Here is a 12,759-nt window from a genome sequence, read left to right as displayed (position 1 = left end):
GGAACAGGGCAATACCCCACTACATCAGTCGCGACGGAACTTGCCTGCGACCTTACGAACCACCAGCACCGCAACCACGGCCCCGAAGCCCAAGATGGTGAATTTGACGGCTGGCTTGTTCAGAGTCGCCAGCACGGAAGCCTTGGCATCCTCGGCCAGACGCTGCGGGTTTGCGCGATCACTCAGGGTGTCGACCGTCGCGGCGAGCTGATCGCGCGCCTTGTCGATATCGGCCTTGATTGCCTCTGGATCCCTGGCCACGTGCACTCCTCCACGTCCGCGGTATGAAACTCAAGCAACTACCCTAGGGCAACAACTGTACGGGTCAACAGAAAGGCACCGGTCATGGCGGAAACCAAGCGGCTCGAAGTTGGCGACAAGGCCCCGGCATTCACTCTGCTCGACGCCGACAGCGAGAAGGTATCGCTGTCCTCCTACAAGGGCCGCAAGGTGATCATCTACTTCTACCCCGCCGCGATGACCCCCGGCTGCACCAAGCAGGCCTGCGATTTCCGTGACAGCCTCGCCGAGCTCAACGAGGCCGGTCTCGATGTCATCGGCATCTCCCCCGACAAGCCCGAGAAGCTGGCGAAGTTCCGCGAGCGCGACGGGGTGAACTTCCCGCTGCTGTCCGACCCCGACAAGACAACGCTGACCGCGTACGGGGCCTTCGGTGAGAAGAAGCTGTACGGGAAGATCGTCGAGGGCGTCATCCGATCGACCTTCGTCGTGGACGAGAAGGGCAAGATCGAGGTGGCGCAGTACAACGTGAAGGCGACGGGACACGTCGCGAAGTTGCGCCGCGACCTATCCGTCTAATGCTCGGCGGGTGACAACCGGCGAGCGCGAGCCCACCGGCACGCCACCCAACTAGCAAGGGATCGCATGCCTGAGAACGCGCGCAAGTGGCTCGGCTTGGCCGCCATCGCGCTGGGAGTGGCACTGATCGTCGTGGACACGACGATCGTCAACGTCATCGTCCCTTCGATCGTGCGCGACCTCGGTGTCACCTCGGCGCAGGCCCAGTGGGTACAGGAGTCGTACACGATCGTCTTCGCGGCGCTGCTGTTGCTCGTCGGCCGCGTCTCCGACATTCTCGGCGCGCGGCGCGTCTTCCTCACCGGCGTAATCATTTTCGGTGCGACGAGCCTGCTGGCCGGCATGGCCACCACCGGAGGGTGGCTGATACTGGCGCGCTTCCTGCAAGGTTCGGGCGCCGCATTGATCCTGCCGACATCCCTCGCGCTCCTGAACGCACAGTTCACCGGCAAGGCGCGAGGTCAGGCGTTCGCCGTCTGGGGGTCGACCATCGGTGCCGCGACTGCATTGGGCCCGCTGCTCGGTGGCTGGCTATCCGAACATGCCTCGTGGCGTTGGGCTTTCGGGATCAATATCCCGCTCGTCGTGGTGATCTGCCTCGGCGCACTGGCTTTCGTCCCGCGCTCGCCGCGCACGCGCGCTCCGGTGGATGCAGCTGGAGCGTTCTTCTCGATCCTCGGACTGGGGTTGCTCGCCTTCGGACTGATCGACGGCCGCACCTACGGATGGATACACGCCGCCGAGCCGTTCGAGTTGTTCGGCATCCGGTGGACACTCGGCCTGTCCCCGGTGTTCATCGCACTCGTCCTGGCGGCACTGGCCCTGATCGGCTTTGTCATTCGTCAGGTCGCGCTGACCCGCCAGGTCGACCCCACACAGCCGACTAAAGCGCTGATGGACGTGCGGCTCTTCTCTATCGACTCCTTCCGCAATGGCAACATCGCAACGCTGATCATCGGGATGGGCGAATTCGGGATCGTGGCGGTTCTGCCGTTATGGCTGCAATTCGCGTTGGGATACAGCGCCGTTGAAGCGGGCTTGGCGCTGGTGCCGGTGGCGCTGGGAAGCTTCGTGGCCAGTGGAGCCAGTTTCGGGATGACATCACGAATCTCGGCACTGGGATTGGTCCGTATCGGCTTGGCCCTTGAGGCTGCGGGACTGGCCGTGCTCGGAACCATCGCACGGCCGGACAGCACGTGGTGGGCCATCTCGGCAGCACTGTTCGTCTATGGCATCGGCATCGGCTTCGCGACCGCTCAAGTGACCAACGTTGTGCTCGCCGACGTTCCCGAACGCAGTTCCGGTCAGGGGTCCGGAATGCAAAGCGTCTTCCGCCAACTCGGCTCGGCGCTCGGGATCGCCGTGCTGACGACGGCCTTCTTCAGCGCCATCAGCGCACGGCTCACCCACACGCTCACAGCCTCCGGGCTCCCACCCGACCAATCCGATTCCCTCGCACGCGCGATCGTACGCAGCGCGGGTGCGGCCATAGACGGGTTCGCTCACCAACCACAGACCGCCGGCATCGCTGAAGCCGCCCGTGCGTCGATGGCGCACGGCGTCGAATTGGGCAGTTACCTCGCGGCGACGTTTCTTGCGGCGGGGCTTGCCGCGACGTTTCTCATCTCGCCGGTCACCACGACAGAACCGGCATCGCGGCCCTAGCTCAGTGAATCGGCGGTATCGAAAACCGTTGCGGTGCTCTCGGTATCGACTGCCAGCTCGATGCGGCGGTGCATATCGGCGGTCATGTCCGGCATCGCCGCGATGTCGAACCACTGCGCGGCGACGTTCTCGCCGTCGGCCGCGTACGGCGACCCAGAGACCCAGTCCATACGGAACACGTGATCCAGGTACTGCGCGTGATCGCCGTTGACGTGCACAATCGGCCGACTCACGTGCACCCACACCAATCGCGTGGGCAGAGCCTGAACACCCGACTCTTCCCACACTTCCCGGACGGCGCAGTCGGCCGGGTTCTCCCCCGGATCTACGATTCCGGTGACCGCGGTCCACGCGCCATTGTCGGCACGCTTGACCAGCAGCACCTGCTCATCGCGAATGACCACACCGGTGACGCCGGGCAACCACAGTGGTGCATGCCCGATATGCCGACGCAGCTCAACTACGAAATCCGGTACCGCCATAGGCACTTCTTAACAGATCGAGTCCATATCCGGCAGACGTGAGTGTGCGGATTGAATCGATATCTGTGCGAAAACCAGCTGTATCCGCACACTCGACACTAGGAAGGCGTTTCTCCCTCTTGCTCCAGCACGACGAAGGCCGCCGCGGTGTCGCCGTCGTGCGTCAGCGTCACATGCATCGTCATATCGGCCAGGTACTCGGCGATCGCCCCGGAGAGCCGGATGCGCGGGCGGCCCCAGGTGTCCGTGACGACCTCGATGTCCCGGTGGATGTTCTCCGGTAACACCGGTCGCTGCGAATAGCGCGACCCGGACCACGCCTTGATGACGGCTTCCTTGGCGGCCCAACGGGCCGCCAAGTACCGCGCCTCACCGCCGGTCTTGGAGGCCGCGTCACGCCGCTCCCCCGGCGTGAACGCGGACCCGAAAGCGGTTCCGGGACTGGCCAGCTGCTCTCCGAACTCGGAGATGGTGACTAGGTCGATCCCGATACCGACGATCACCGGTGGTAGACCTCGTCCTCACTCAGGCGCGCACCCGGATCCAGCAACATCGAGGCTTCCTGACGCTTCTCCGACTCATCGTGATCGTGGTCGAAGCGACGCCCATCCGGCCGCTCGTACATCGGCCGACCGCCGGCCATGGCCGAGGCCAGGCGACGCTGTCCGGCGAGAACGCGCTCACGCGAACGCTTCTCGTAGTCTTCACGATCCTCTGGACGCAGCGAGGCGATGAACGCCTGCGGATGCACCAGTGCCACCAGGCCGGACACGTGACCGAAGCCGAGGCTGGTCACCAGGCCCGCCTTCAGCGGCAGCTTCTCCTTGAGCGGCAACGACTCCCGCAGCCACACGAAGTGCTGGCTGGTGGCCAGCTCGTCATCGACACAGTCCAGACTGCGGTTCGGCGGGATGACGCCGTCGCGCAATACCTGGCACAGGCCCAGCATCTGGAACACCGCGGCACCGCCCTTGGCGTGGCCGGTCAGGTTCTTCTGGGAGATGACGAACAGCGGCGCACCGTCCGAGCGCCCCAGCGAGGCCGCGAGTCGCTCGTGCAGCTCGGTCTCGTTGGGATCGTTGGCGAGCGTGGACGTGTCGTGCTTGGAGATGACGGCGATGTCGTCGGCGGTCACGCCCAGCTTGTTCAGCGCGCGCGCCAGATCCGAGTCCTTGCCGCCGCGTCCCGCCGCCAACGCACCCAGGCCGGGAGCCGGGATGGAGGTGTGCACACCGTCACCGAAGGACTGTGCGTACCCGACCACCGCGAGGACCGGCAGGCCCATCTTCAGGGCCAGATCGCCGCGTGCCAGCAGCACGCTGCCACCACCCTGGGCCTCGACGAAGCCGAGGCGGCGACGGTCGTTGGCACGCGAGAAACGCTTGTCCGCAATGCCCTTGGCCCGCATCATCTCGGTGTCGGCAGTCGCTGCCATGTCACCGAAGCCGATGATGGCTTCCAGCGTGAGGTCGTCGAACCCACCGGCCAGTGCCAGATGTGCCTTGCCGAGCCGGATCTTGTCGACGCCTTCCTCGACGGACACCGCCGCGGTGGCGCACGCGGCCACCGGGTGGATCATCGAACCGTAGGAACCGACGTATGACTGCACCACGTGCGCGGCAACGACGTTCGGCAGTACTTCCTGCAGGATGTCGTTCGGCTTGTTACGGCCCAACAGGTTTCCGTGGTACATGGTCTGCATCGAGGTCATGCCGCCCATACCGGTGCCCTGGGTGTTGGCCACCTGGCTCGGGTGCACCCAACGCATCAGCTCGGTCGGGGTGAAGCCCGCCGACAGGAAGGCGTCCACCGTCGCGACCATGTTCCACAGCGCCACCCGGTCGATGGAGCTGACCATGTCCGGGGTGATGCCCCACACGGTCGGATCGAAACCGGTCGGGATCTGCGCGCCGACGGTCCGCGACAGCTTGGTCTTGCGCGGCACCCGAACCTCGGTGCCCGACTTGCGGGTCACCTGCCAGTCGCTGCCATCGGCCAGCGGCTGGATCACGGTGTGCTCCGGATCCCACTTCACGAACTCGCGGGCCTCGGCCTCGGTCGACACCGTGAAGGTGAAGTCCTTGTCCAGGAACACCGAGACCAGCAGCGGCGAAGCATGATCGGGGTCGATGGCACCGTCGTCCACGAACTCGCGGACACCGATGTTGGCGACCACCTTCTCGTGGTACCGCTCGACCAGCTGCGACTCCGGCACCAGTTCACCGGTTTCGGTGTCGTACCAACCGGCCTCGGGATCGTTCTCCCATTTGACCAGTCCGGTGGTCCAGGCGAGCTCCAGCACGCCGGCCGCCGACAGCTCGTCGTCGACCTCCATCTCGTAGCGGGTGCGCGACGAGCCCAGCGGACCGAGCTCGCCACCACCGACGATGACCACCAGATCGGCCGGGTCAACATCCAGGTCGGCCCACTCCGGCGGCACCGTCGAGGTGTATCCGCGCGGCGGGGACGGCAGTGCCGCAATGAGACTGGGGTCCTCTTCCTCATCGGAGGTCGCGGCGGCTTCAGCCTTGGCCTTTGCCTCCATGTCCTCGCGAGCCTTGGCGGCCAGCTCGGCCATGTCGAGTTCGACCTCGGCCAGGCCACCGGTGAGGTCCTTCTCCACCGGCGCCTGCGCGGCCTGCACTCGCGCCTCCGGGCTGCACAGCGCCAGCAGCATCGACGCCATGTCCGCGGTCGAGTACGTGGTGACTCCCGCTTCTTCGACGGCGGTGACGATGGCGTCGTTGTGACCCATCAGCCCGGTACCACGGGTCCAGCCGATCAGCGCGTGCGCCAGACTAACTCGCGATGCCCACGATGACTCCGCCTTCCAGCGAGTGACCAGTGCATCGAGTGCCGACTTGGACTCGCCGTATGCGCCGTCGCCACCGAACATGCCGCGGTTCGGCGAACCGGGCAGCACCACGTGCAGACGCGAGGCGATATCGCGCTCGGCACCGATGGCCGACAGCCCACCGATGAGCCGTTGCACGGCCCACAGCAGCACCTTCATCTCCATCTCGGCGCGCGACCCGGCCTCCGACAGATCCCCGACCACCTTCGGTGCGGCGAACGGGAACAGCAGCGTCGGGGTCTGTGCGTCCTTGAGGTGAATCGACATCGGCCCAAGGCTTTCGGACTGCTCGGTGCCGACCCACTGCACCAGCGCGTCGATGTCGGAGTACGAGGCCATGTTGGCCGGCACCACCCACAGCTTGGCGCTGAAGCGTGCGCTCTCGCGGTACAGGTTGCGGTAGAACGCCAACCGGTCCTCATCGAGACGCGACGTGGTCGCGATGACCGTCGCGCCACCCGAGAGCAGCTCGGCCACCACCGACGCGGCGATCGAGCCCTTGGAAGCACCCGTCACCACCGCGACCTCGGCGCCCCACTTGCCCTGCTCGGGGCTCTCGGCACCGGCGGCGATCCGCCCGTACAGCGAGGCGTGCACGTTGCGGCCCTGCGCCAGGGACTTGCCCTGCCACCAATTGGCCTGCGTACCAACGGCATGCCCGGCACCTTCGAAGCTCTCGGCCAACTGCGCCCACTGGCTGTCGATCTCGTCTTCTTCGGTGATCCACAACCGCGCGAGGTCCTCGCGAGCGCTGGCCCAGCGGTCGTCGAACACGACGGCCTTCTTGCCGTCGAACGTCGGCGCCACCAAACGCGGCCAGTCCGAGCCCAGCTCGGCAGAGACCAGCTCGACGAGCTCGGTATCGGTGGCACCGTCGGGAACGGCGACCGGAGTCGACAGCCCAAGCTGGTCGAGCACCAGACGGGCGGCCGAGGCGAGAACGCCCTCGCGACCGGTGATCTGGTCGGTGAACTCGCTCAGCGCGGCCGCGTCGACGGTGGCACCGCCTGCACCGCCCGCAGAGGGCAGCGAGACACCCACACCGCGACGGCTGGCCACCGCGGAGACGGCGGCGTCTATCGCCGCGTCGACAGCATTGCCATCGGCCAGCGTGCTGGGCGCCAGGCCACCGAGGTCGCCGCCACGAACACTGGTGCCCTCGCGGGTACCCAATGCCAGCTCGACGGTGACGTGCTTGACCCAGCCGGGGCCGAGTTCCCACGTCTTGGTGACCCGCTCGGCGATGGCGGTAGGACGCTTGCCCGAGGGTCCGAAGACCGTCTTGAGCTGATCGTTGATCGAGTCCGAGAGCACCGGGCCGAACGGCTTGTAGGTGCGCGCCAACTTGGTGACCTGCGCACGCAGTCCGGACAGGTCCGCCTCGGCGGCACCGTCGATGGCACTCAGGTTCAACTCGGAGCCCAGGTCGACCAGCAGCTGGTTACGCCGCGAGGAGGCGCCGTCGGTGAGGCTCTCGATGGAGTCCACCGGCTCGATCTGATCGATGCGCATCTTCGTCGACAGCGCGATGAGCGCCAACGTGGCGTCGGAGGCATCGAACCCGATGTCGTCTGGACGCGGCCCACCGCTCGGTGCCGCGGGCGCAGCAGCCGGAGCAGCAGCAGGCGCGGCAGCCGCGTCCGCCGGTGCCGGAGCGACCTCTTCGATCTCGGGCTCGGGTTCCGGGTCACTGTCGGTGCCGAACAGCACGGCGTGGTCGCGCTCGACGTTGAGCACCTCGACCGAGCTGTGGCTGAACTCGGGCAGCTTCAGGGTGTTGTTGGCCAGGCCCGCGACGGTCGGCATCGACTTCACGCCGACCTCGACGAACCGTTCCACGCCGAGACCGCCCGCGGCCTCCTCGGTGAACAGCAGGTCCTGGGTCTCGATCCACCGCACCGGGCTGGCGAACTGCCAGGCGAGGAGCTCGATAAGCACCTTGCGGCACAACAGCACCGGCTTTTCGTTGCGCCAGGTGTCGTAGTCGGCGAGCACCTCGTCGAGCGGCTCGGCGGGAACCAGATCCCGGATCTCCTGGATGAATTCACGATCCAGGGTGAACGGCTTGGGCACCAGGTTCGGGATGTACTTGCCGATGATCAGATTCGGGTCACCGTCCATCGGCAGGACGCGCTCGAGGGAACGACGGAACTCGGCGACACCGACCCGCAGCACCTCGGAGTGGAACGGCACATCGATACCGGGCACCATGATGAAGGAACGACGGCCACCGAACGCTTCGCGGCGCTTCTCGACCTCGGCCTCCAGCAGTTCCAAGCCGCGCACCGTTCCGGCGATCGCGTACTGCGAACCCCGCAGATTGAAGTTCACGATCTGCAGGAACTCTCCGGAACGATCGGCGATGTCGGCGACGAACGCCTCGACGTCGGCGTCCTCCAGGCCGATCTGTGACGGGCGGATGGCAGCCAGACGGTAGTTACTGCGTCCCTGCTCATCTCGCGGCACGATGTCGTGCATTGCCGACCCGCGGTGGAACACCACCTCGAGCAGACCGTCCTGCGGGATCACGCCGCTGACGGTGGCCAGAGCGGTGTACTCGCCGACGGAGTGACCACAGGTGATGGCGTCCTCGACGAACGATCCGGATTCCTTCATCTCGGCGATCTGCGCCGTAGCCAACGTGGCCATGGCCACCTGGGTGAACTGCGTCAGGTACAGCACGCCCTCGGGGTGCTGGTAGTGCACGCCACCGGCGATGAGGCTCGTCGGGTTGTCCTTCACAACGTGCAGCACCGAGAAGCCGAGGCGCTCGCGGGTGAACTTGTCGGCCTTGTCCCAGACCTTGCGGGCGGCCTTGGAGCGCGAGCGCACATCCATACCCATGCCCTTGTGCTGGATGCCCTGGCCCGGGAAGGCGTACACCGTCTTGGGCGCTGCCAGACGGGCGGTGGCCGACATCACCAGGTCGCTGCCGACCTTGGCCTGAACCTCCACAACCTCTGCGCCGGAATCGATTCCGACGCGGTCCACGCGCACGTCAATCTCGTCGCCCGGCTGCACCATGCCCAGGAATCGCGCGGTCCAGCCCACCAGGGTGCGCGGCGGGGTGCTCGAGCCGTCGGCGGAGGTGACCACGTGCTGCGCCGCGGCGGAAAGCCACATGCCGTGCACGATGGGCGATCCCAGCCCGGCCAGAAGTGCGGCCGACTTGTCCGTGTGGATCGGGTTGTGATCACCCGACACCACCGCGAACGCCCGCATGTCGGTAGGAGCGAAGAGCTTGGCGTCACGCCGACGACGACGAGTGGTGTCCTCTTCATGCTCGGAGAGCGCACCGCCGGCACGCACCGGGTCGGCCAGCGCGGCAGCGCCATTGCGGCCCAGAATCGCGAATCGTTCCTTCAGGGTGGCCAGCACGGTGCCGTCGGCTGCCGCCACGGTGACCTCAACCGGGACGACGCGGCCGACCTCGGTGTCGGTGGCCGCGGAAGCCGTTGCGGTAACAGTCAGTTCGGCGCTCTCGGCGGGAAGCTTGGAGACCAGGTGAGCCGCGTGGTCCAGGTGCACCAGCGAGAGCAGACCCTCGATAACTCCGGTGCCGTCCTCGGTCTTGGCATCGCCGATGGCGGCAAACACTGCGGGCCAGCACAACCCGACCAACGCATCCGGCACGATGGATGATCCCGGTGCCAATGGCGCGGGAAGGACCGCGGTGACTCCGGTGTGATCGGCCACGCGCTCCGGATCCCAGTGCGCCACAACGCGCGCGGTCCCGTTTTCCACACGCGGGAGCATCGCTGGGTTCTCAGCACCGCCGGCTACCGCGAGGACGGTCCGCATGGCGGCGGCCGCGGCCTCGGTGGTCACCACCGGGGCGCCTCCGTCGCGAGTGGTGGCGGGCAAGGTCAGGTCGATGTCGACCCAGGTGCCCGAGAGCGGCACGCTCAAACGTACCGAGTCGTCGCCGGTGACCTCGAGACGTGCACCGGTCGACGGGTGCGAAGCGGTGCGGTCTTCAAAGACCTGCCAGGCTCCATCCGGAGCGATCCGGTGCACCGGGTTGACGGCAATACGACCGGACCACAACACATCCGGCGCGTCCAGAACCGTTGCCAGGGGGCCCTCGACATCCCAGCGGCGACGCAGGCGCGAACGCACCGGCAGCGGCTCCGCGCCGGTGGCGACAACCTCGTCGATGGCGGTCTGCTCGAACCGGTCGAGCAGGTCGCCCACCGGCTCGTCGACCCGGGTGATCCCGGCGACCGCGGCGGTGCCGGGGATGATGCACACCTGCTCCGCGGTGTAACGGGCATCGTGTGCCTGCCACAGGGAATCACTGCGCCACCAGCGACGCACATCCTTGTCGATGACGGGTACGAAGTTGACGGGCTTGCCCAGCGTCTTGCACAGCGCGACGAAGAAGGGCACATCGGCCGGGTGCAGCTTGATGGCCTCGGCCTCGGGGTAACGCTGCAGCAGCGCCGCGATGGCATCGGCGGGACGCTCCAGGAGCGACTCGTCGACGAACAGCGTCTCCACGGGCCCAAAGTCCTTGGGGTGTAGGCGAGCCTCAGCGCGCTTGAGCATCTGCTCAAAGCGATCTCGCCAGGTGATGTCCAGCCACGGCGAATGCGCCACCGCGGTGTCGGCGGTGCTGTCACCCTCACCGATGGACAGCTCCACGTAGCGGTTCAGCCACTGCGCGTAGGTCATCTCGGTGACATCGCCGAAGTACTGCTTGGCGGTCAGTTCCATCGCGGCGATGATCTCGTCACGACGCTTGGCGACAGCGTCGGCGTCGCCTGCGACGTCGTCGAGCAGACGGCCGCAGCGTGACGCGGCGTTGTCGATCTCGTGGATGTCGGCACCCAGCTGGCTGCGCCCGGAGGCCATGCCGCCCTGCGCCTTTCCGGCGGGCACCCATTCCGGGGTGCCCTGGGTCTCCACCAGCATCTGCTTGACCGACGGCGAGGTGGTGGCCTCCAGCGTCGCCATTGCCGCGGTGCCGACCAGGATGCCATCCACCGGCATGAGCGGGAAGCCGAACTTCAATGCCCAACGACCACTGAGGTATTCAGCCGCCTGCTCCGGGGTCCCGATGCCGCCGCCGACACACACGGTGATGTTGGAGCGCGAACGCAGCTCCGAGTAGGTGGCCAGCAGCAGATCGTCGAGGTCCTCCCAGGAGTGGTGTCCACCGGCGCGGCCACCCTCGACGTGCATGATGATCGGGCGGGTAGGAACCTCGGCCGCGATGCGCACCACCGAGCGGATCTGCTCGACGGTGCCCGGCTTGAACACGATGTGGCTGAAGCCGATCTCAGTGAGCTCGTCGATGAGCGCGACGGCCTCTTCCAGCTCCGGGACACCGGCGGTCACGACCACACCGTCGATTGGCGCGCCGGCCTGACGGGCCTTCTGCACCAAGCGCTTCGAGCCCACCTGCAGCTTCCACAGGTACGGGTCGAGGAACAGCGAGTTGAACTGGATCTGACGACCGGGCTCCAGTAGACCGGTCAGCTCTTCGATGCGGGCGCTGAAGATCTCCTCGGTGACCTGCCCACCGCCGGCGAGCTCGGACCAGTGGCCGGCATTCGCAGCGGCCGCAACGATCTTCGCGTCGACGGTGGTCGGCGTCATGCCCGCCAACAGGATCGGCGAACGTCCGGTGAGCCGGGTGAATTTGGTGGACAGCTTGACCGAGCCGTCCGGCAGCGACACCACGGTGGGCGCGAAGGAGGTCCACGCCCGGGCGACCTCGGGAACGGCGCCGTGCATGAACAGGTTGCGCTGCCCGCCGCGCGTGGCGGTCGGCACGATCCCGATTCCCAGGCCGCGGATGACGGGGGCGGTCAGGCGGGTGAGCAGGTCACCGGGGCCCAGGTCGAGAATCCAGCGGGCGCCGGCGTCGGCGACATGGTTGACCTCGTTCACCCAGTCGACCGGGGTGACGAGGATGGCCTCGGTCAGTGCCTTGGTCAGTTCGACGTCCAGACCTGCCGCGGCCGCCCAGCGGCCGGCGATCTCCACGCCGTCAGCCAGGCGCGGGGTGTGGAATCCCACCTCGACGTCAACCGGGTCGAAGACCGGGCTGAACACCGCACCACCGCGGACCTTGTCCTTGCGCTCGGCGGCCTCGCGCTCGGCGATCTGCTCGCAGTACAGCTCGAACCGAGACAGCTGCTCGGGGGTGCCGGTGATGACGACGGCGCGGCGGCCGTTGCGGATGGACAGCGCCGGCGGCTGCACGGTGCGGACGTCCTGGGAGAACTCGTCCAGCAGTGCCTTGATGCGATCGGGGTCGACGTTGGTCACCGACACCATGGGGGTGCGATTACCACGCACCACGATGCCGCGACGACGCGCGACCAGGGTGGCTGCCGCGCCTACCAGCTGAGCGATGGCCAGCAGCTCGACATCGCGCGTGCCGTGGGCCTTGAGCGCCTCGACGGCCAGCACGCCCTGTGAGTGTCCGATGACGGCGACTGGCGGCAACTGGGCCAGGTCCAGGCCCTGGATCTTCAGGGCGCGGATCGCGGCGAGCTGGGCCAGCAGCACACCGGGCATCGAGACCGCGGCCGAGGTCAGCTGCGCGGCGGCGGGTACGGGCTCTTCGGCGGTCAGCGCACGCACCCAGGTGAGCGGCGTGAATCCGACCGGGCGCACCACGACGAGTTCCTTGGCGACGGGCTCCAGGCGCAGCTCGGCCTCACCCGCGAGGGTCGCCAGCTCCGATTCGATACCGGCCGAGGCCGCCAAGTCCGCGAGCGACTCCAACCAGTCGCTGCCCTGTCCCCCGAATGCCACGGCGTACGGCTCACCGGACTCCAGACGATCGATCAGTGCCGGACCCGCGCTGGGACCCGGATCGACCGCACCATTGGCGTCGGGGTCCTCAGAGCTGGTCACCTTGTCGTATTCATTGATCGTCACGTCGCCGCTACCCGTCTTTCCGTCAGTCGTGATTCCAGACGCACC

General features: G+C 67.0%; 6 protein-coding genes. 2 read left to right on the top strand and 4 right to left on the bottom strand.

The window, feature by feature from the left end:
* Window positions 1-24 precede the first annotated feature (24 nt).
* Entirely contained in the window at window positions 25-261 is a 237-nt protein-coding gene (locus MYCSP_RS06890) for a DUF3618 domain-containing protein (protein WP_005059996.1), read from the bottom strand.
* An 84-nt stretch (window positions 262-345) separates the two neighbouring features.
* Here MYCSP_RS06890 and bcp point away from each other — a divergent pair, with 84 nt between their 5' ends.
* A complete protein-coding gene (gene bcp, locus MYCSP_RS06885) occupies window positions 346-819 on the top strand; it encodes a thioredoxin-dependent thiol peroxidase (RefSeq protein WP_088413451.1) in 474 nt (157 codons plus the stop codon).
* Between the two features lie 66 nt (window positions 820-885).
* Window positions 886-2,484 (top strand): DHA2 family efflux MFS transporter permease subunit, encoded by a 1,599-nt coding sequence (locus MYCSP_RS06880; protein ID WP_088413450.1) that lies wholly within the window; start codon window positions 886-888, stop codon window positions 2,482-2,484.
* On the opposite strand, the gene MYCSP_RS06875 is transcribed toward MYCSP_RS06880, so the two are convergent.
* From MYCSP_RS06875 to MYCSP_RS06865, 3 genes are all read right to left on the bottom strand, one after another.
* The gene (locus MYCSP_RS06875) at window positions 2,481-2,966 is read right to left on the bottom strand and encodes an NUDIX hydrolase (protein ID WP_088413449.1); all 486 of its coding nucleotides are present in this window, start codon (window positions 2,964-2,966) and stop codon (window positions 2,481-2,483) included. The two genes, MYCSP_RS06880 and MYCSP_RS06875, sit on opposite strands and share 4 nt — an antisense overlap.
* A gap of 98 nt (window positions 2,967-3,064) precedes the next feature.
* A complete protein-coding gene (gene acpS, locus MYCSP_RS06870) occupies window positions 3,065-3,469 on the bottom strand; it encodes a holo-ACP synthase AcpS (protein WP_070911335.1) in 405 nt (134 codons plus the stop codon).
* Window positions 3,466-12,714 (bottom strand): type I polyketide synthase, encoded by a 9,249-nt coding sequence (locus tag MYCSP_RS06865; protein ID WP_088413448.1) that lies wholly within the window; start codon window positions 12,712-12,714, stop codon window positions 3,466-3,468. The genes acpS and MYCSP_RS06865 overlap by 4 nt, the downstream gene beginning before the upstream one ends.
* Between the last annotated feature and the right edge of the window lie 45 nt (window positions 12,715-12,759).

It is taken from the genome of Mycobacteroides saopaulense (assembly GCF_001456355.1).
Taxonomy (GTDB): domain Bacteria; phylum Actinomycetota; class Actinomycetes; order Mycobacteriales; family Mycobacteriaceae; genus Mycobacterium; species Mycobacterium saopaulense.
This window is presented reverse-complemented; position numbering and strand designations above follow the sequence as displayed.